Genomic DNA, 17,855 nt, shown 5'->3' on the forward strand with positions numbered 1-17,855 from the left:
CCATGCACGTTGTCATGCTCGCCTACCCCCGTATGACCCAACTGGACCTGACCGGCCCCTTCGAGGTGTTCGCGCGCTTCAAGGAGCTGTCTCTTCATCTGGCCTGGAAGTCCTCAGACCCGGTCATCGACGGGAGTGGGCTACGCCTGGTACCGACCACTATCTTTGCCGATTGTCCGCAGGCAGACATCCTGTTTGTCCCTGGTGGGCCTGGGCAGATCGACCTTATGGCTGACAGTGAGGTTCTCACCTTTCTCCAAGGGCAGGCCGAAAACGCCACTTACGTGACCTCCGTGTGTACCGGGTCACTGGTGCTGGCCGCCGCCGGTCTGCTGACCGGCTATCGCGCCACCTGCCACTGGCTGTCGCTCAGCCAGCTCGCCTATTTCGGAGCCGAGCCCGTGGCGGAACGTGTTGTGGTGGACCGCAATCGGGTAACCGGGGCGGGTGTCACCTCCGGGATCGATTTCGCTCTAACGTTGGCGGCGAGCCTGTTCGGTGAAGATCGGGCCCAGCGGGTACAGCTTTCCATGGAATACGACCCTGAGCCGCCGTTTTCTGGAGGATCTCCGAGCAGTTCTGATCCGGCAATCGTCGCGGCGGTGCGGGAAGGATCGGCTGCCTTTCAGCGACAGCGAGAAAAGATGGCACGAGCTGCGGCAGCAGCTTTGGGGACGTAATTCACCCGGTGCTCAGTGGGCAGTACTGACAAGCAATAGTCGCTTCGGAAATCTCCCCCGGAGGGCCACTTAGACTGGACCTTTACCGACTCCCTATCAGCAGCGCGGCACAATTCTTCCGAATACGCTGAAATGCACCTTCATCCGGTTCCATACATGGGCTTATCGGAAATTCGCAACTCAATTGGCTCAATTGACGGTCTCGGTCAGGGGAACTTGGATGCTTCTCTCCAGTTCAAGCACACCGTTGGTGATGCTGGCCCAGCTTCCAGCCATCAGCATTGTGGCCGAGACATTCACAAGAGCGAGTATTACCACCAGAACCACCATGAAGTGGGGGGACTCTTGCTGCTGTCGTCCGCGATCCCTGGACCAGTGGACTCGCAGGTGAAGGTTGGAGGCGAGCATCGGGCCAGTCCTCAGAGAGATCCAACCAAAACTGCCATATGATGAGCTTGAAGCGCGAAAGTTGAGGTGCGCCGGGGCACCTGGAGGGATGCGAATTACGTGGCCTCTGCCTGCGGTCAGGCGCATAATCAGCAGCAGTTTGGTATTGGCCCCAGCTTGGCACACCGCCATGCCTAAGACACTGAACCGATGCGAAGCACTGGCCAAGATTGACCGGGATATCGCCGAAGGCGAGCGGCACGTGGCTGAGCAAATTGCCCTGATCAGGTGGATGAGCGCGGAATGTCTCGATACGAGCTTGGCTCAACGCTTGCTCTTTAACTTAGAACAGATCCTTCAGCATTGGCACGCCCACCGACAGTTGATCCTAGAGGCGAACCCGCAAGACCAGACGCAGGATCTCTAATTCCAGACAAGGCCTTCTGCGAAATCGCGCCCAGTTTTCACGCGTCTGTGTGACCGAGCCGGAGCGCCCATGAAAAAGGGCCGCGCCCGGTCTTGTGACCATGTTCGCGACCCTTCCAGCCCGTAGTTGCCCCCACGGGAGAGCACTGCATACCTACCTCCTCGGAGGTATACAACAAGTACATAAACTTAGAACGAGCTAATAGGCCTATTAAAACGGGGAACAAGCAGCGTACTTCTTGTCTCATCTGTCGTTTACCCGACTGACGGGAAAGATTTGACCGAGTACATGAGCCATCCCGACTTTGTTATTTTTGCCCCTACGGGTCGGACCTTAAAGCGCCCCTCACAAGAGAGGGCGCTTTCTTTTTTGCAGTCTCAACTCTTCAGGAAAATTTAGCCTCGCAGACTGCACTATTCCATATAATGGCTTATCGGAAGTTTGCGTCTTTCCTCTGCCGGTGCGGCAACGGAATCCCGGGTCGGGAGTAGAATAGGCTGAGTAGCGTTGCACCGACGCTCTGATGAGCGCCGCCAACCCGTTATGAGGGAGAGCGGCTATGTCTCTCAAGGTTGATCTCTGTGCGGCTATCCTCTTGCTCGGCTTCGAGCTGCCCGCCCAAGCCCATGACATCTACTCGCCCTTAAAGGACAGGTGGGGAAACAGTTGCTGCAATGACCAGGATTGTCGGCCCGCCCATTACCGGGTAACGCGGGTGGGGGTGCAAATGCTCGTCAACGGCGACTGGATCTCCGTGCCAGACGCCGCGATCCAGTATCGTGCCTTGCCCGGGGATACGGGTGAAACAGCCGGTGGGCATTGGTGCGGGGAGATCCGCTTCATGCACGACAACAGAGTGAGATATTTAACTCACTGCGCAATCCTACCGCCAAATCCCACAGTGATTGATGAAGGACCCATCCAGCCTGTTCCGTAAATGCGTTTATCGGAATACGCGGCATCAATCGCGCAAGCCGAACGGGGACCCACCCGGGCTTTGAGGCAAAGCATCATCGATCTCGATCCATGGCACCTTCGAGCTAACGGAGAAGTGCATTTCAGCCTGCATGGAAGGATCGGTGTCCAGTGTTCCTAGACGAAAGCCGATTTCCTCCGGGTCAGCATCGTCGCGCTTATAGATTGGGGATCCACAACAGCTCGCGAAGAAGCGCCGAACGCCAAGGCTCGACTCCCAACTCCGCAGCAGATCTTCACCAGCCACAAAGGCAAGGCCTGTCGCCTTGAGACCCGCTGTTGTGCCGAAACTCGATCCAGATTGCTTTCGGCATCGCCAGCAATGGCAGTAGGTGATCGGTCCGAGGAGGTCTCCTTGGATTTCATAGCGGATCTGTCCGCAAGCACATGAACCCTTCAGCATGGCCTAAGATCATAAACCTCAGAGGTGCTATCCGGCCAGTTCCATAAATGATGAGGTGGACGGCGCCTGCTCCCGGCAGCACCCTATGAGATAGGGTGATTGCCTCAGCGCCAGACAGGGAGCCGCTCCAATGCATGTCACGACAGTAGGTCTCGATCTCGCCAAGCATGTCTTCCAGGTTCATGGCATCGATCAGAACGGACAGGTTCTGATCCGCCGTCAGCTCCGCCGAGGCGAGCTCATCGGCTTCTTCCGCCGATTGCCGCCTTGCCTGATTGGCATGGAGGCGTGCTCTACGGCCCACTTCTGGGCGCGAGAGCTGGCGGCTCTCGGGCACGAGGTCCGGCTCATGCCCGCGGCTTATGTGAAACCCTATGTCAAACGCGGCAAGAGCGATGCCCTTGATGCTGCGGGCATTTGCGAGGCTGTGACCCGCCCGACCATGCGCTATGTAGCCATCAAGAGCTCTGAGCAGCAGGCCGTGCTGATGCTCCACCGGACTCGCGAGCTGCTCGTGCGGCAGCGGACCATGCTGGTCAATGCTCTGCGTGGTCATCTGGCCGAATACGGCATCATTGCGCCCCAAGGGCTGCCGAGCGTCCCCAAGCTCAGGGAAGTGGCCGAGAAGGCCCGAGGGGCAGCCTTGCCGGAGCTGGCGTGGCGCTGCATCCGCTTGATCATCGCGCAACTTGAGGACGCCCATGTCCGGGTTGCTGCGGCCGAGCAGGAGATCCTGGCCTGGCATCGCACGAATGAGGTCAGCCAACGCCTGGAGACGATCCCCGGCGTCGGCATCATCACGGCCAGCGCTCTTGCGGCCACCATTTCGGATCCGCGCTCCTTCCGCTCGGGCCGCCACCTGGCCGCCTGGATCGGCTTGGTGCCACGCCAGAGTGGGACGGGCGGCAAGGTGCGGCTCGGGCACATCTCCAAACAAGGGGATCGATATCTGCGCCGGCTTCTGGTGCTCGGGGCCACGACACTCTTGCGACATGCCCGCGGCAAAGCCTCAGCGGCTGCGGGATGGATCAACGCGCTCTTGGCCCGCCGCCCAGCCGGCATCGTCAAGGTCGCCATCGCCAACAAGTTGGCTCGGGTCGCCTGGGCCGTCTTGCAGGGCAACCAGGGTTATCGCGCTCCGGCTGCTGCGGCCGCATAAGCTGCCCCCAGGAGCCGGATGAGGAGTTTGCAAGGTTGGTGGAGGTGGTGATGGTGTGATGACGAACCGGTCGAGCCGGGGATCAGACAAACCCGTGATAAGCCGTTGCGCTCTGACGCAGCATAAATGTTGGGGACCTGATCCGCGAACTTCATCAAGGCCCGCGGTCATGAGGCCGCATCACAAGGCCGAACACATGGCTGCCCACGACCAGATCGCCAAAACGCCGAAAACCCCTTGCCACGCAGGCGCCGTCCACACAGGCGCTTATCGGAAATTTGCGCTCATGAATGGGGAGGCTAAGGCTGTGGGATGTGCCGCTCGATCTTCATCGACGCTGTCACGGTGAAGACCCGCTGGCCGCCCTCGTCGCGCACTTCGATGACAACATCGTTGGTATCGCCCTTCGCCAGCCGGCCCGTGCCAATCTCAGCCGCCGAGCGGGCTGCCCCTTGCATGGCAGCATCCAGGCTGTCGAACTCGGAGCCCTCGTCATCGTGCAAGAGCTTCTCGCCGTTACGGATGTCCAAGTAGTACCGGGCCAAGGGCGTCTCCCCTGAAATCGATGAGGTCTAACCCAACGGAGGCTGGGAGTACGTGCCGGGCAGCAGGCGCTGGTAGACCCGGCGGATCTTGCCGTAGCACTCGCAAGTCGTCTCCTCGAGCCCAGCCCGGTCAAGGACAGTGATGCTGCCGCGGCTCTGCCGGATCAGACCTGCGGTCTGAAGGGTGCGGGTGACCACGCTCACGCTGGAGCGCTGCACCCCCAGCATCTCGCTCAGGAACTCATGCGTGAGCGGCAGGGTATCCCCTTCTGCCCGGTCATGCATGGCAAGGATCCAGCGGCAGCAGCGCGCCTCGACCGGATGCAGGGCATTGCAGGACACGGTCTGGAAGGTCTGGGCCAGAAAAGCCTCGCCGTAGTTCATGAACAGCTGCCGCAGCTTGGGGCGGGTGTTGCGCACCTCGTTCAGCTGCTCGAAGGCAATGCGCGAGGCGCTGCCGGTCATCTGCACGAGGTAGCGCCCGAAGGCCTCACGGGTGACCAGGACACTGAGCAGGCCCACGACCCCCTCGCGCCCGAACACCGCAACCTCGTTGGTAGCGCCATCCTCCATGACGTTGACGAGCGAGATGATCGCCTCATGAGGGAAGTAGACGTGGCCAATGACGTCCCCCGGCTCGTAGAGCACCTGACCACGGGCCAGGCTGATGACCTCGAAATGGGGCTCGAGAGTTGCAAAGTCGTCGGGCTCCAAAGCGGCCAGGAGCCGGTTGGTGCGATGCTTGGCGTTCAGGCCCTGAGGCATGGCAAGGGCTCCGCCCACAGAGCACAACGCAGCTGAGCACCAATCGTCCCAGCGTCGCCGGTCCCGTAAATGGGTCATGCGAACTACGCAGCCTTTCCGCTCATCTCCTCGACGGAAAAGCGAACCCAGAGCACGCCCTTCCCGACGGCATCGGTGACCTCCATGTGCCAGTCTGGACCGTGCCAGGAGCCTGAGCTGCTGTCACGGATGATCTCACCGGCGGTGCGGATGGCTTCCCGTCGCGCCTCCTTAAGCCCTGGCAGCTCGATGCCATCCATGTCGGGGAAGGGGTGTCCGCGGCTTTTCAGAGCGGGTGTTATGCGAAAATCGTGCCCGAATACGGCGAAGGCCTCGGGGTGGAAGATTCCTGAGGCCTTGCCCGTGGGGAGCGACGGGCAGCTCTGGGAGTCCAGATGCCGTGCTCGACCAGCACAGGCTCTAATCGTGCGCCTGGTGCCGAGCAGCGTCAACGACCTTGAGGCCATCGCTCGAGGCCGAACCGCTTAGGCCATCTAGCCGAATAGGATCGGACCGAAAACTCGGGGAGACTGCACCCTCAATTATGAGGAGGCCTCAATGAGGAAATATGGCGGATACCCGGCTTGGTGGCCCTCTTTCATGGGCGTGATGGCAGGGGCCGGTCTCGTCGCTTACTACGCCACGACCCTCCTCTGACGGGTTAGAGATCCCGATACCCGCGCCGGCGCTTGAGGGCGGCCAGCGCCTCCAGCGCCTGGCCCGCCTCGATCTCATCAGCGAACACCTCCACCTGCTCCTGCCCGTTCGTCCCGATCCGGCCCCAGTGGCGCACGAGGCGAATGGTCCCTAACAAGTCGCGTTCGATCATCAGCGAGTAGTAGCGCCGGATGCCCTGCTCCGGGTCGATCCGGTGCAGCACCAGATGGTGCTTGATTGGTGACCGGAGCTCGTCAGGCATCAGGCCGCTTTAGGCGCTCACGAGCCGATTTGCCGTATTTTTTGGTGGGGCGGACCCGATAAACCTGCCGCACCCTTTGGGCCCCCTCTTCTCGCGCCTTGGTGGCGATCTCCTTTTGCACCTCATCAAGACTGCCGTGCGCCCGGCCGCACTGGGAGCACCGCACGGCACCTGCGGCTTCGCTCTTAGGTGGGAGGACTGCATGCTTGGCCCCGCACTTTGGACACAGGTAAGCAATCGTGATGGATCCCGACATGGATTTGTTGCCCCTTCCCTCACCCGCCTACACTTCGTCCGTCTTTGCCGGAACTCGCGGGTACTGCTCCGGCCGCGTCGAGAGATAATGCTGATACACCTCGACGACGCGCCGACCTGCTGCGCCCCGGGTCAGTTCGACGCCATTGATGGGGCGGCCATAACGAGGACCGGACAGCGAAACGGTCATCGACCATCGCCAGAGCCCATCCTGTAGGCCGCCCTTGATCAGATCCACGCCTCCGATAGGCTCGTCGCCTGTTTCCATGTGGAAGCGCGGGAAACGGACCTCGGGATCGAACGCCGTAAAGGAATTCTCGCTCCAACTACTGTCCGGATACACGTCGGCGGTCTTCATCCAGTAGATCGACATTCGGTTCTCGTCAGGCACGAGGCATCAGCTCTTGAACCCCCACATCCGGCCGCGGGGGTGTTCCTCCGCAAACGCGCGAACCTCGGACGGGTTGTCCCGGCTTGGAGTGCGTTTGATTTCCTTCCCCGAGGTAGGGGAAGGCTCCTGATGTAGGACCATGCAGAGCCAGCTATCGTTTGCTCGCCTGGAGATGCGGCGGCTCCTGACTGGTGGTCGGGACCAGGCGGGGAGGCCGGGAGAGCTCAGGTCCTGGCCTCCCCTTAAGCTTTCGGAAACCATACGGCCGTCTCGTCTGGAACGAAGCGCAGCAGGTCGCATTGACCCGGTACGAAGGCCGATAGTTGCCCCCTTGGCTTTCGCCCCTTCCAAGCCCCTCGTGTTCTCCCTTCACGAGGGGCTTTTTCTATGGCCGTGCTGAAACCGTTCCCGCCTGGATCGGGTGTTCGCCACGAAGGCTGTCACGCATCCTGCCTTTCTTCATGGACTAGGAGGCCTCCTCACCCACTGGCAATGGCGGGTGGGGAGGCCTTTCGTTTGCTCATGCCCATATGAAATGCGTCGCTTCTTCCCTGACCTACGACCCAACACTCCGACATGCCGAGCAAGCGCTGCGCACGGCAGAGGAACCTCCTCTGCACATAGGATTTGATTTCGGAGACAGTCTTCGAAGGAGCAACCTCATGAAACAATATGCTCTAATCGCCGCTCTCGGCTTTGTCGCTCTTGCCATGCCGGCGACGGTTCAAGCGCAAGGAATTGTGCGTGGGGCTGAGCAAGGTGCAGCGGTTGGCAATCGGGCCGCTGGTCCTGTTGGCGGAGCCGTGGGTGGGGCGGTCGGCGGGGTTGCGGGAGGTGTAGCCGGTGGCGTGAAGGGCGTGCTCGGCATTCCTCAGAACACAGGAACGGTCCAACGACAGCGCGTTAATAAGACGAAAAAGCGGACAGTCCACCACTAAGCGGCTCACACGACGTAAGCCGGAAATTATGAGACCCCGTTAGCGGGTTCTTGGCGCTTTCGCCACGTTCGTCACCTGCGATAGGCAAGTGCCCTAAAGGAACGAGGCAGTACGCATCCTAAACCGTTCCATACTGGGCCTTATACCAACGTGCGCTGATGCTCATGCATTGGCCCAATCGCGCAGGCCGATGGACATGAATCAGACATGGGCCCGGCAGAAAGAAAACCCTCAATGAGTCAGCCTTCACGCCACTTGGTATTATGCGAAATCACGGGCATCTTTTGAGACGCTCGTACAGGGCTGCACCGCCCGCAACCACAAGGGCGCCGACGAGGGCCGCGGCTGCCGTTCCACCCAAGATGGGCGCGAGTATGTTCTGCGGAACCTGGTCCGACAGCGCGAGATAAACCTGATACAGGGAGGCCGCCGCACTCCCGACAAGCGCCCCGTCACAGGCGTTGCTGACCGCATCGCGCTTTACTTGGCGCATAGCGGCCTTCTGTTGATCCGGATTGCAGCCGTCACGGCAAGAACAGGCTGCCGATGCTCATCCCTCACCTCGATCCGGACATCCGCGGGGCTTGGGCTTTGCAACTGGAGCAATTGGTCCCGGGCTAACTCACCCGCTGAGCGGAGGGCCTCGATCTCAGCCGCCAGGAGGCTTTCGATCTCATGCCCCTCCGGGTCAACATTCGAACAAGATCCGAGAAACACGTCAAAGTAGAAGCGCGGCATCAGGGAGGCTGAACCAGCAAGAGAAAAATCAATTGGTCATCGAAACGGCATCCCGCCCACCCGCTGACGCTCTTGATGGGTCGCCTTGCAGGTAGGCGGGTTCGGCCCAGCAGTTGCCCCTACGGTCCGACGGGGCGGGTTATAGTGGGAACGGCGTCCACCCGCCTTGCCATCACAGGCCAAAGACTTGCCATCACGGCCCAAAGACTTGTTGAAGTGAGCCAAACCCACTGCGCCGTACCCGTTCCATACTGGGTGTTATGCGAAATTCGCTGCCGGAATAGCGGCGTCCCAAACTGTCACAAAATTGTCCCAAGCGGTCAGCACAGTGCCCTGACCAGGCTAGACTGAGGCGATGAAAATGCCGTCTCCCCGCAGAACCGACCTGCCCCAATCGCGTCAGAGCCGACAATCGCTCACCGAGGAGGTGGAGCACTTGCTTCGGGGCAAGCTCATCCGGGATACCTGTACGGCTGACATGCTCGCCAGCTTGTACTCGGTGTCGCGCCGGACCATGTACCGGCACCTGAAAGCCGAAGGCCGCACGTTCCAGCAGGTGGCCAATGGGGTCCGCTGCGAGATTGCCTGCACGCTGATCGCCGAGACCGACCTGTCGTTCAGGCAGATTGCTGAGATCCTGAACTACTCCGAGGCCAGCGCCTTCACTCGCGCCTTTAGCCGTTGGACGGGCCAGCCCCCGTCGGCCTGGCGCAGCACTCACCTCGGGCTGACAGGATGGTCAGGACGTCGTCCGCATGCACGGCTTCGCCGACATGACCCGGCGTCATCGGGGAAGGCGCCCATTCCGTAAAGGGCTTCTGCACAATCACAGATGTGGCCGCCTTGCCGCCTCTTCAGTGGGCGGCTCGCCACACGCTCGGCGCCTGGCCGGACTAGCCCCGGAACGCGCGGGTGAAGGCGCTGGTCTGGGAATAGCCAAGAGCCGCCGCAATCTGGCTGAGCGACATCGCGGTGTCCTTGAGCAGACAACAGGCAACCTCGAACCGGATCTCGTCCGCAAGGGCCCTGTAGCTGGTGCCGCGGCGCTTCAGGCGGCGCTCGAAGGTGCGGCGGTTCATTGCCAGCAGAGCGGCCATGTCGTCCACCGAACCGCGATGGCTCGTCAACCACGGACAGAGCAACCGCCGGATGTCGCCTGCCCATTGGTATCCCGGACTATCCTTCGTTGACTTGACCCGCTCCTCCAGCATGGCCAGCCGCAGAGGATGGCCCTCAGGCTCTGGATCAACAGTCAGCGCAGGCATGGACCGCAGCAAGCGGGTCGTCATGAACCCTCCCGGGACGAACTTCCCTGGCCAGATGATGGTCTGCCGAGATTACGATCCTTGCAAGGGAGCGCATTGCGCTCAATCGGGACCAGTGCAGGTCAGCCGAGCGGCCTCAAGGCTGTTTCCATAAAGGGCATTACCGGAAATTTGCATATTCTTCTCACCCCTCAGACAACAAAAAGGCCCGGATCAATCCGGGCCTTTCTCTCTCGCGGATGAGAGGGGATCTTAGTAGGTGCCGAACTTGAAGTTCAGCTTGGCCCGGGCGACGAAGAATTCCTGCTCGTCATTGCTCCGCGGCAGGAACACATTGACCGGCGCTCCGGCAACCGGAGTAAAGGTACCGATGGGGCGATTGATGTCGTCGTCGTCTTGATCGATGCTGATCCACAGGCCTTCCAGGCCGAGGGTGACGGCGGAGGAGCCGAACCAGTTCACCGGCAGAGCCCACTCGACACCACCACCCACTGTCCAGCCGGTATTGTCTTCCGTGTAGGCCAGACCACCCGTGGCGTAGACCAGGAACTGGTCGAAGGCGACACCGGCGCGCAGGCGCACCGTACCAAACCAATCGGCAGAGTTCTCGAACTCGCCCGGCACAAAGGTGCCGCCGGCAAAGCCCGGACCCGGGATGAACACCGCCTCGTTGTCGTCGGTATCGATCGCCTGGATGTCTGCCTCAACACCAACCACGAACGAGCCGATCTGGTAGTTGTAGCCGATCTGGCCGCCGCCGAGGAAGTTGCCGTCGTTGCCGTTCTCGAAGTTGAGCGTGCCTCCCACGATACCAGCTGGGATGCCCGGTCCGGTCAGCACCACAGCCTCGTTATCGTCGTCGCGCCAGCCCCAGCCGAGGTTGCCACCGACATAGAAGCCAGTCCACGTGAAGATCGGAGCGGCTGCAATGATCGGAGCCGGAGGAGCGGCCCGCATTGGCAGGTCGGCGGCGGAAACAGTTGATACAGCTGCTGTTGAGAGAGCTGTTGCAGCAAGCAAACTAAGAATACGGGTTTTCATGAGCAATCCCCTGTGTGCGAAGATCCACACGGGAAGAGTATGGACCCATGGCCAAGCAGAGCTATAGTAAATGCGCAACACTTAGTTATTTTCTGCGAATTACGTCAGTATCGCTGATATGAATACATGATCGCTGATATGAATACATGCCTTTTCAACCCATGATAACTTTTGTCGGATTTGACAGACAGGGCATGGCATGCCCTACTGGCCTGGCCTTTGAGTAATCCCCGAAGGCGAGGACACACCGAAAGACCCTGCTCTTCCCTGGGCAGGGTTTTTTGTGCCACGCTCGCTACGACCGTCCAGTTCCATAAGCGACCTTCCGCGAATTTCGCCCGTTGGCGCCGGTATGGCGGAGAGACCCTCCGCCATACTCCCGAGGGCGAGCGGGCCGTTTCCGGCCCCTTCCCCACCACATTCCCCACCCGGAGCGCTCGGACGGCGGTGTTTGCACGCGAGTACCAATGCAAAACGCCCTGACTGAGGGGCTACGCGACACGTCCAGTCAGGGCGAGCGTGGCTGCAAGGGGAGCAACACCACATCAGCAAGGCTACGCTGTTCCGGCGGCTTCACAATTGAGCAAACCGGTGGGCCTATAATCCTAAAGACTCGCGGTCTGGCAGTAGAGATATCCCAGAAACAACAACGCCCCAGCCGAGGGGAGTCGTTGGACCCTCGGCTAGGGCGTCGTCCACGCTTGGGGGCAGTGGCTCGGTCGGGCTGATACGCAACGCGCCCGGTGCCCATATCCTTACAAAGGCCAAGGTAAAGAACCCGTCACCGATCCCGATATCAGCGCAGCCGGCGCCTGGCCTACGTCGTTTCCTATTTCCCACCACCTGAAACGCAAAAGGCCCGGGTGTTAACCCGGGCCTTTTCTGTCTCTGTGGGAGACAGGTCTTAGTAGGTGCTGAACTTGTAGCTGAGGCCAGCACGAACCGTGTGGAATTCAATGTCGTTGCTGCCGAGCGCGACATTGTTGAAGAAGTTATCACCACCATCAAAGTTGGTGTAACGGTATTCCAGACGGGTGGTCAGGTTGTTGGTGAAGGCATATTCGATACCAGCACCCAGCGTCCAACCGGTCAGCGTGTCGTCGTTGCCAAGGACGCCGAAACCATCCGAGACACCAGCGAACGCGAAACCACCGGTTGCGTAGATCAAAGCGCGGTCAAACGCGAAACCGGCGCGAGCGCGGATCGAGCCCTGCCAGTCGAGAGCGTTGCCAGCAAAGCCGTAGTTCGTGAACACCACGCCCGTGGTGCTGTCAACGATGACCAGGTCATCGTCGTCGTCGCCGAACACGCCTTCGACATCGCCTTCAACGCCGATCACGAACGAGCCGATCTGGTAGTTGTAACCAGCATGGACACCGGCCAGGAAGCCGTCGCCGCTGTCACCAAAATCGCCGCTCTGCACCACGAAGCCGGTCGGCAGAACGATGTCGTTGTCGTTGGCATTCCAGCCATAGCCGACCTGGGCACCGACGTAGAAGCCGGTCCAGGTGAAGACCGGAACAGCAGCGATGTACGGAGCCGGAGGAGCAGCGCGCATCGGCAGGTCAGCAGCGGAAGCAGCGGAGATGCCGGCGGTGGCGAGGGCCGTAGCGGCCAGCAGGCCAAGAAGACGGGTTTTCATGAGGAGAATCCTTAGGACGAGAAGATCTTGAGGCAGATTATGGAGAGGCGCGAAAGAAAGACTATGACAAAGATACAACACCGCTCCGGTTTAGACCCTGATCGATGAGACCCTGCCGGTGATTATGCTTACCAAGACATTAACACTTCGTGGATTTGACAGGGTGGAGACCGTATGCGCTACTGGTTCTGTTTTCGGAAGGCTCCGAAGGCGAGAGAAGAACTCAACCCTGCCCCGCAACGGGCAGGGTTTTTTCGTCGGCGTTACAAATCCCGATACCCACGCCGGCGCTTGGCCACGGCTATCTTCTCGAGCGCCTGCCCGGCCTCAATCTCGTCGGGGAACACCTCGACCAGCTCCTGCCCTGTGGTGCCGATCCTTCCCCAGTTGCGCACCAGGCGCACGGTCCCGAACAGATCCCGCTCGATCATGAGCGAGCAAAAGCGCCGGATGCCCTGCTCCGGGTCGATCCGGTGCAGGACGAGATGGTGTTTGACCGGGGAGCGCAGCTCGTCAGGCATCAGGCCGCTTTAGGCGCTCACGAGCCGAATTGCTGTATTTTTTGGTGGGGCGGACCCGATAGACCTGCCGCACCCTTTGAGCCCCTTCTTCTCGCGCCTTGGTGGCGATTTCTTTTTGCACCTCATCAAGACTGCCGTGCACCCGGCCGCACTGGGAGCACCGCACGGTACCTGCGGCTTCGCTCTTAGGCGGGAGGACTGCATGCTTGGCCCCGCACTTTGGACACAGGTAAGCTATCGTGACGGATCCCGACATGGATTTGTTGCCCCTTCCCTCTTTTGCGCCTTCAGAATCTAGCTCTATCGTTCCCTCACCCGTCCCGGCTCTGCCGAATGCGCGGCAGCGGCCGCCAGCCGACGACGTGCTGGTCGAAGTAGGTGTGGGTGCCGTAGCGCGCCCCGAATACGCGCCAGTAGCTCGCCCCTGTCATGTCGTCGGTTTCCCAAACCCCGACCGTCACTGGGTAGATCGGCGGGGCCTCCTCGTCCTCGATCCAGAGGATCACGGGCGTTCCGTCCCGTGGCGCCAGCCTGGTTGGGTACCACTCGTCCATGATGGCTCGTTCCCGGTTCAAAAATCTAACTCCACCAATGCGCTGAGACTGCCAGATGCACGTTTGATCGGAAGCTCCCACCTCTATGCGTGCTTTCTCTCTTGAACGGTGGCAGCACGCAATAAGGCCATAAGAACAGGACCAAGAGAGAACTGCCCTGCCTTCGCCCGTCCGGTAAGATTTCTCAGATAGGCGCCAGGACTCCGAATGGCTTCTGCCCTCTGGAGAATGGCTGCGAGTGTGATTGCCGCATTGTCATGCCCCATGACCTTGCAAGCTTCGGCCCACCCGCTCGGACTGATGCCGAGGATCGGTCGGACAATGGCGGCTGCTTCAGAGAGTTCCCGCCAGGTTGAAATCCCCTCCCCGCCTCTCGTGTACATGGCGATGTCTGGACATGCTTTAATAACCAGACTCAACGGGAACGCCCTGGCATGCTGCTTCGGGGCTTCAGGATCTGGTGTGACGGTTCCTTCTTCGTCTATTCGATAGCCGCTTTCAGAATCATTTGAGGGGTCAGTGTTTGAATTCTGATGGTGGCGCTCAGTATGAGACTCATTGGTGCTCATATTCTCCATTTTCAGATGATCCGTCAGGCACTTATCCACGTCTTGCCAAAGGGCCCGCAGATCCTTCGCCACTCTCTCGAGGAGCAGGACGTCGGCGTTTCGTGTCGGCATCCCGCCAAGAGCCTTGAACCGATCCGAAAGGAAGCGCCAAGGACCAGAAAGTCCCTCTTCGAGGCCCATGAGCATTGTCTGTGAGATGTCGCGGCGCAGGAGGCTGATTTCCTCCCGCAGCAGGTAACGAGCTTTCGCCGCTGCCCGAGCCTCGCCGGCAAGCTTCTCGAACTCGGCCGCACGGGCGACGAGCGGGCTCAGATCGAGACCGAAGGCCTGTTCGACCTGACCGCCCTCTCCTTTGCGGGCGTAGCGCTTCCCGTTCGGGCTGTCCCTGCGGATCACGAGGCCTGCCTGGACCAACGCTGCTAGGTTCCTGCGAAGGGTTGCCGGCGCCATTCCATTGGCTCGGAGCTGTAAGGCCCGATTGGACGGGAAGACGATAAGCCCCTGCCCTAGTGTCAGCGTCGTGTCTTGATGAAATGTCAGCAGCGCATTGAGAACGCTGAGCGCCCGATCCGATACCCCGAGAGCCTCCTTCGCTTCCCGGAGATTATCGAGCACCTTCCACTTTTCGGCGATAGTTTCCGGTGGGCAACGCTCCGCCTTCACCCTCGCTGCCACCATGGCAAGCGAGAGCGGTCGCCCAAAGGGCGTAGATGAGATGTGATCCATGTTCTTTGCCTTGCTTAGGGCAAAGGAAATCTGCTCGTCGAAACGACGCTAAAACTCTTGACTGAGTTGTTCGGAAGTGTGATTCTCGAAGGTGTTCAGGCTACGAGAAGGGCTTCCGTGACTTCGTTCCGGGGGCCTTTTTCTTTTGCCGCGCTACTCCTGCTCACGTTGCTGATTAGCGAAGGCACCGCCCCCGCCGGCTTCCCCCTTCCCGCTCGCTTCCTTGTAGGATGCGAACAAGGTTGGGATCTGCTCCACCAGGAACGACGCGAAAGCTGCGTCCAGTCCCTGATCGAACGAAATCTTCAAATCGCGCCCTGAGCTCGTCACCCGGGCAATCCTTTGGCCGGAGGCCGCTACAACCGTCTGAACTTCGGACTTACCGTTCTGGACTTCGTCGGGCGGCTGGGTCGCCGCTGAGAACACTTTGAGGAACCGCGCGTCCGTATCGCGGGCCAGGAAGTCAGGCTTACCAATGATGGCCCTTATCGCTTTCGCTGCGCCACGGTGGGCCTTCAGGGCGTCTGCAAGGGCCTGCCAACGTGGCCGGCCAATCTTTGGCGCTCGGCCAATGGCCTCAATGATGTCGGCGGGAATAGCCTTTGCCACAGAGATAAGCTTGGAGGCCTCAGCCCGATCGACCGAGAGAGCATCCTGCACAACGGATCTCTCGTGCCCTGCGTCCTCTAGACGATTGGCGAAGACAGCTCGCTCGATAAAACTCAGGTCCTGACGGGCGGAGTTCTCGACGCCCTGAGCAACAACTAGGTCCTCGTCGCTCAACGCTCGAATTACCGCCCGAACCGAGGCACCAAGTTCGCGGGCGGCACGGATGCGTCGATGACCGTAGGCACTTTGATAACGGCCTGCCTCGGTCGGATGAGCCCGGAGCAGTACAGGGACTTCCTGCCCGCGAGCCTTGATCGACTCCTTCAGGGCCTCAAAGCCGGCATCCTCATGTTCGCGGAAGCGGTCGGCAAGAGGCGAGGGGTCAATGAGGCTCGGATCAATCTCTTGGACGACAACGGCCGCGGCGAGCCTCTCGCGGAGTTCCTCGTTTTCGCGCTCGACGCCTGAGAAGGAATCCTTCATGGAGCGAACGGAACCCGACGATACACGGGGCAGGGGCGCCGGCTTGTTGTCAGCTGACAACGAGTCGGGTTGAGGGTTGGCAATCAGTGACCGTATGGCGTCCATTCGCTTGTTCATACTCACCGACCCCATACCCTTTTAATCAGGTTCGTTATCTCAGCGTTGACTGCGTCAACCGACTCCAGAGCTCGATCATAGGCCGCACGGCCCACGGAGCCACGGTCGAGTTCATACAGGCTCTGCTTGGTCAGGCCTGCGTTTGCAATGGCAGTTGATTTCCACGCTGTAGCTCGAAGCACGTCATCACCGAATAGTCCGCGGAGGAGGGCGACTATCTGGGCCTCAGGCACATCATTAGGATCATGCCGGGTCACGACATAGCGAACGAAGTCGTGGTTAAGTTGGCCGCCTGCTTCCTCGACCACCGAAATCAGCTCCGATGTCATCAACAGGAACTGGTTCATGGATGCCACGTCGACCATCTGCGGATGAACGGTGACCAGCATTGCCGTCGCCGCGTTGAGGGCGCCAAGCGTCAGGTATCCAAGCTGGGGAGGGCAGTCGATAACGACTACATCGTAGTCATCCGCCACTTGGTCGATTGCAGTAGCAACGCGGCGGAAGAACAGGTCATGGCCTCGCTCCCGCCGGTCGATCATCGCACGCGGTGTATGGTGCTCGAACTCCATAAGTTCGAGATTGCCCGGCACTAGCCCCACACCGTTGAAATAGGTCGGGCGGATCACTTCCTGCATCGGCCGGCGAAACTCGTCATAGCGAATTGCGCCATAAAGGGTCTCATTTTCCGCAATGTCGAATTCCGGCTGGTAGCCGAACATGGCCGACAACGATGCCTGTGGGTCCAGATCAATCGCGAGAACGCGGAAGCCCTGAAGGGCCAGATATTGAGTTAGGTACAGAGCCGTCGTGGTCTTTGCCGACCCGCCTTTGAAATTGGCGACCGCAATCACCTGCAGCTTATCTCCAGGCCTGCGTGTCGGCTTGAACTGAAGGGCTTCCTTCGGGCGGGCTTCGGCAAGATACTCCCGCAACTCGTTGACCTGCGAGAGGGTATAGGATCGTCTGCCACCTGTTGCCAGTGCTGGCTTTGGACCAAGCCCATCAAGGGAGAGTTGGCGAAGATATCCGTCAGAGACGCCCACAATTCGTGCGACTTCACCGGAGGAGAAGGATCTCAGGCCTTTGGATGCTGAAGGTGGGAAGAGTGATGTGCCGAGTGAACGGAGTTGGCTAGAAAGAACTTGGGCATGACGCGCAATTCGAGCACTGGTCGCCTCACCTCTCTGATCTGCCTTCAGGGCCGGTTCCGCCATCGCCTCTCTCTCAAAACGGTTTCCGAGCGTTAGACGCCCATTCTCCGTCTGGGATAATGGCCACGATTCGTTGAAGGGAGCAAGCTTTTAAGGGTTACCAAGCTGTTAACGAATCGGAGTTGCTCCGTTGTCAGCTGACAACCACAGAGCGACGCTCCGGAAGCCGAGCAAAAAGCCGAGATACAGCGCTTGAACGAGCGGTATCCTGACGAAGCAGCAGAACTCAATGAGATGGGAATGGGGCTATTGTAATAGCACTTTGGAGCGGCAGCGAGATCAAGAGGCGACGAAACTCTTGCGGGAGGCTGACCGTTCATCAAAACGTTGATCAACAATAGGGCTTCAATGAGCAACGATGTGATGAAATGGGCGGAGCTCTGCAAATGGCTCCACGCACTCGGACACATGCCTGATTTCTCTAAAGGTGAATGCCTTAGGTCGTGTGGACGGATTTGATGAGGATAAAGCTCAGAGCAAGCGCGACGACCGAGCTGTAGTTCTCGTCAGTCTT

General features: G+C 59.9%; 22 protein-coding genes. 6 read left to right on the plus strand and 16 right to left on the minus strand.

Annotation, left to right across the window (positions count from 1 at the left end):
- The first annotated feature begins 2 nt into the window (after window positions 1-2).
- The 3 genes from ILT44_RS22585 (at window position 3) to ILT44_RS22595 (ending at window position 2,431) form a co-directional block, all read left to right on the plus strand.
- A complete protein-coding gene (locus ILT44_RS22585; protein WP_204241866.1) occupies window positions 3-680 on the plus strand; it encodes a DJ-1/PfpI family protein in 678 nt (225 codons plus the stop codon).
- A gap of 577 nt (window positions 681-1,257) precedes the next feature.
- Entirely contained in the window at window positions 1,258-1,494 is a 237-nt protein-coding gene (locus tag ILT44_RS22590) for a hypothetical protein (RefSeq protein ID WP_204241867.1), read from the plus strand.
- Between the two features lie 559 nt (window positions 1,495-2,053).
- Window positions 2,054-2,431 (plus strand): hypothetical protein, encoded by a 378-nt coding sequence (locus ILT44_RS22595; RefSeq protein WP_204241868.1) that lies wholly within the window; start codon window positions 2,054-2,056, stop codon window positions 2,429-2,431.
- Window positions 2,432-2,455: 24 nt separating this feature from the next.
- On the opposite strand, the gene ILT44_RS22600 is transcribed toward ILT44_RS22595, so the two are convergent.
- On the minus strand, window positions 2,456-2,872 hold the full coding sequence (locus ILT44_RS22600; RefSeq protein ID WP_204241869.1) for a GFA family protein: 417 nt from the start codon (window positions 2,870-2,872) through the stop codon (window positions 2,456-2,458).
- Between the two features lie 130 nt (window positions 2,873-3,002).
- Between ILT44_RS22600 and ILT44_RS22605 the strand changes: the two genes are divergently transcribed.
- Window positions 3,003-4,031: an IS110 family RNA-guided transposase gene (locus ILT44_RS22605; RefSeq protein ID WP_204241870.1), complete on the plus strand. Its 1,029-nt coding sequence runs from the start codon at window positions 3,003-3,005 to the stop codon at window positions 4,029-4,031.
- Between the two features lie 299 nt (window positions 4,032-4,330).
- Here ILT44_RS22605 and ILT44_RS22610 read toward each other — a convergent pair whose 3' ends face one another.
- The 5 genes from ILT44_RS22610 to ILT44_RS22630 all read right to left on the minus strand — a co-directional run bounded on the left by ILT44_RS22610 (window position 4,331) and on the right by ILT44_RS22630 (window position 6,906).
- Window positions 4,331-4,576: a DUF6894 family protein gene (locus tag ILT44_RS22610; protein WP_204241871.1), complete on the minus strand. Its 246-nt coding sequence runs from the start codon at window positions 4,574-4,576 to the stop codon at window positions 4,331-4,333.
- Between the two features lie 27 nt (window positions 4,577-4,603).
- Window positions 4,604-5,341: a Crp/Fnr family transcriptional regulator gene (locus tag ILT44_RS22615; RefSeq protein ID WP_204241872.1), complete on the minus strand. Its 738-nt coding sequence runs from the start codon at window positions 5,339-5,341 to the stop codon at window positions 4,604-4,606.
- Between the two features lie 83 nt (window positions 5,342-5,424).
- Window positions 5,425-5,826 (minus strand): DUF6894 family protein, encoded by a 402-nt coding sequence (locus ILT44_RS31945; protein ID WP_372441227.1) that lies wholly within the window; start codon window positions 5,824-5,826, stop codon window positions 5,425-5,427.
- 194 nt (window positions 5,827-6,020) lie between these two features.
- Complete coding sequence (locus ILT44_RS22625; RefSeq protein ID WP_204241874.1) at window positions 6,021-6,278, minus strand: WGR domain-containing protein; 258 nt, start codon at window positions 6,276-6,278, stop codon at window positions 6,021-6,023.
- A 283-nt stretch (window positions 6,279-6,561) separates the two neighbouring features.
- On the minus strand, window positions 6,562-6,906 hold the full coding sequence (locus ILT44_RS22630; protein WP_204241875.1) for a hypothetical protein: 345 nt from the start codon (window positions 6,904-6,906) through the stop codon (window positions 6,562-6,564).
- A 680-nt stretch (window positions 6,907-7,586) separates the two neighbouring features.
- On the opposite strand from ILT44_RS22630, the gene ILT44_RS22635 reads away from it, so the two are divergent.
- Window positions 7,587-7,862 carry a hypothetical protein gene (locus ILT44_RS22635; RefSeq protein WP_204241876.1) on the plus strand — a complete coding sequence of 92 codons (276 nt, stop codon included), beginning with the start codon at window positions 7,587-7,589 and terminating at the stop codon, window positions 7,860-7,862.
- A 271-nt stretch (window positions 7,863-8,133) separates the two neighbouring features.
- On the opposite strand, the gene ILT44_RS22640 is transcribed toward ILT44_RS22635, so the two are convergent.
- Both ILT44_RS22640 and ILT44_RS31950 read right to left on the minus strand, forming a co-directional pair.
- Window positions 8,134-8,355 carry a hypothetical protein gene (locus tag ILT44_RS22640; RefSeq protein WP_204241877.1) on the minus strand — a complete coding sequence of 74 codons (222 nt, stop codon included), beginning with the start codon at window positions 8,353-8,355 and terminating at the stop codon, window positions 8,134-8,136.
- The gene (locus ILT44_RS31950) at window positions 8,343-8,600 is read right to left on the minus strand and encodes a DUF6894 family protein (RefSeq protein ID WP_372441228.1); all 258 of its coding nucleotides are present in this window, start codon (window positions 8,598-8,600) and stop codon (window positions 8,343-8,345) included. Before ILT44_RS31950 ends, ILT44_RS22640 begins: the two co-directional genes overlap by 13 nt.
- A 361-nt stretch (window positions 8,601-8,961) precedes the next feature.
- Here ILT44_RS31950 and ILT44_RS22645 point away from each other — a divergent pair, with 361 nt between their 5' ends.
- Window positions 8,962-9,411, plus strand: a complete 450-nt coding sequence (locus ILT44_RS22645; RefSeq protein WP_204241878.1) for a helix-turn-helix domain-containing protein — start codon at window positions 8,962-8,964, stop codon at window positions 9,409-9,411.
- An 82-nt stretch (window positions 9,412-9,493) separates the two neighbouring features.
- Here the strand turns inward: ILT44_RS22645 and ILT44_RS22650 are convergent, their stop codons facing one another.
- The 8 genes from ILT44_RS22650 to repA all read right to left on the minus strand — a co-directional run bounded on the left by ILT44_RS22650 (window position 9,494) and on the right by repA (window position 17,344).
- Window positions 9,494-9,889, minus strand: coding sequence for a helix-turn-helix domain-containing protein (locus tag ILT44_RS22650; protein ID WP_204241879.1), 396 nt, complete (start codon window positions 9,887-9,889; stop codon window positions 9,494-9,496).
- A 228-nt stretch (window positions 9,890-10,117) separates the two neighbouring features.
- Window positions 10,118-10,906 carry an outer membrane protein gene (locus ILT44_RS22655; RefSeq protein WP_204241880.1) on the minus strand — a complete coding sequence of 263 codons (789 nt, stop codon included), beginning with the start codon at window positions 10,904-10,906 and terminating at the stop codon, window positions 10,118-10,120.
- 904 nt (window positions 10,907-11,810) lie between these two features.
- Window positions 11,811-12,548 carry an outer membrane protein gene (locus ILT44_RS22660; RefSeq protein ID WP_204241881.1) on the minus strand — a complete coding sequence of 246 codons (738 nt, stop codon included), beginning with the start codon at window positions 12,546-12,548 and terminating at the stop codon, window positions 11,811-11,813.
- Between the two features lie 263 nt (window positions 12,549-12,811).
- A complete protein-coding gene (locus ILT44_RS22665; protein WP_204241882.1) occupies window positions 12,812-13,069 on the minus strand; it encodes a WGR domain-containing protein in 258 nt (85 codons plus the stop codon).
- Window positions 13,070-13,380: 311 nt separating this feature from the next.
- A complete protein-coding gene (locus ILT44_RS22670) occupies window positions 13,381-13,644 on the minus strand; it encodes a hypothetical protein (protein WP_204241883.1) in 264 nt (87 codons plus the stop codon).
- Between the two features lie 62 nt (window positions 13,645-13,706).
- The gene (repC, locus tag ILT44_RS22675) at window positions 13,707-14,918 is read right to left on the minus strand and encodes a plasmid replication protein RepC (RefSeq protein ID WP_204241884.1); all 1,212 of its coding nucleotides are present in this window, start codon (window positions 14,916-14,918) and stop codon (window positions 13,707-13,709) included.
- 153 nt (window positions 14,919-15,071) lie between these two features.
- Window positions 15,072-16,142 (minus strand): plasmid partitioning protein RepB, encoded by a 1,071-nt coding sequence (gene repB, locus ILT44_RS22680; RefSeq protein ID WP_307826627.1) that lies wholly within the window; start codon window positions 16,140-16,142, stop codon window positions 15,072-15,074.
- Window positions 16,130-17,344: a plasmid partitioning protein RepA gene (gene repA, locus ILT44_RS22685; protein ID WP_204241886.1), complete on the minus strand. Its 1,215-nt coding sequence runs from the start codon at window positions 17,342-17,344 to the stop codon at window positions 16,130-16,132. Before repA ends, repB begins: the two co-directional genes overlap by 13 nt.
- Between the last annotated feature and the right edge of the window lie 511 nt (window positions 17,345-17,855).

This window comes from Microvirga arvi, assembly GCF_016892765.1.
GTDB classification, from domain to species: Bacteria; Pseudomonadota; Alphaproteobacteria; order Rhizobiales; family Beijerinckiaceae; genus Microvirga; species Microvirga arvi.

Bases quoted from the DNA above. Each gene is read 5' to 3' on its own strand.
- ILT44_RS22655 (WP_204241880.1), bottom strand. From the start codon at position 10,906: ATGAAAACCCGTATTCTTAGTTTGCTTGCTGCAACAGCTCTCTCAACA.
- ILT44_RS22665 (WP_204241882.1), bottom strand. From the start codon at position 13,069: ATGCCTGACGAGCTGCGCTCCCCGGTCAAACACCATCTCGTCCTGCAC.
- ILT44_RS22650 (WP_204241879.1), bottom strand. From the start codon at position 9,889: ATGACGACCCGCTTGCTGCGGTCCATGCCTGCGCTGACTGTTGATCCA.
- repA (WP_204241886.1), bottom strand. From the start codon at position 17,344: ATGGCGGAACCGGCCCTGAAGGCAGATCAGAGAGGTGAGGCGACCAGT.
- ILT44_RS22625 (WP_204241874.1), bottom strand. From the start codon at position 6,278: ATGCCTGACGAGCTCCGGTCACCAATCAAGCACCATCTGGTGCTGCAC.
- ILT44_RS31950 (WP_372441228.1), bottom strand. From the start codon at position 8,600: ATGCCGCGCTTCTACTTTGACGTGTTTCTCGGATCTTGTTCGAATGTT.
- ILT44_RS22630 (WP_204241875.1), bottom strand. From the start codon at position 6,906: ATGTCGATCTACTGGATGAAGACCGCCGACGTGTATCCGGACAGTAGT.
- ILT44_RS22590 (WP_204241867.1), top strand. From the start codon at position 1,258: ATGCCTAAGACACTGAACCGATGCGAAGCACTGGCCAAGATTGACCGG.
- ILT44_RS22600 (WP_204241869.1), bottom strand. From the start codon at position 2,872: ATGCTGAAGGGTTCATGTGCTTGCGGACAGATCCGCTATGAAATCCAA.
- repC (WP_204241884.1), bottom strand. From the start codon at position 14,918: ATGGATCACATCTCATCTACGCCCTTTGGGCGACCGCTCTCGCTTGCC.
- ILT44_RS22645 (WP_204241878.1), top strand. From the start codon at position 8,962: ATGCCGTCTCCCCGCAGAACCGACCTGCCCCAATCGCGTCAGAGCCGA.
- ILT44_RS22605 (WP_204241870.1), top strand. From the start codon at position 3,003: ATGCATGTCACGACAGTAGGTCTCGATCTCGCCAAGCATGTCTTCCAG.
- ILT44_RS31945 (WP_372441227.1), bottom strand. From the start codon at position 5,826: ATGGCCTCAAGGTCGTTGACGCTGCTCGGCACCAGGCGCACGATTAGA.
- ILT44_RS22615 (WP_204241872.1), bottom strand. From the start codon at position 5,341: ATGCCTCAGGGCCTGAACGCCAAGCATCGCACCAACCGGCTCCTGGCC.
- ILT44_RS22660 (WP_204241881.1), bottom strand. From the start codon at position 12,548: ATGAAAACCCGTCTTCTTGGCCTGCTGGCCGCTACGGCCCTCGCCACC.
- ILT44_RS22595 (WP_204241868.1), top strand. From the start codon at position 2,054: ATGTCTCTCAAGGTTGATCTCTGTGCGGCTATCCTCTTGCTCGGCTTC.
- repB (WP_307826627.1), bottom strand. From the start codon at position 16,142: ATGGGGTCGGTGAGTATGAACAAGCGAATGGACGCCATACGGTCACTG.
- ILT44_RS22635 (WP_204241876.1), top strand. From the start codon at position 7,587: ATGAAACAATATGCTCTAATCGCCGCTCTCGGCTTTGTCGCTCTTGCC.
- ILT44_RS22640 (WP_204241877.1), bottom strand. From the start codon at position 8,355: ATGCGCCAAGTAAAGCGCGATGCGGTCAGCAACGCCTGTGACGGGGCG.
- ILT44_RS22585 (WP_204241866.1), top strand. From the start codon at position 3: ATGCACGTTGTCATGCTCGCCTACCCCCGTATGACCCAACTGGACCTG.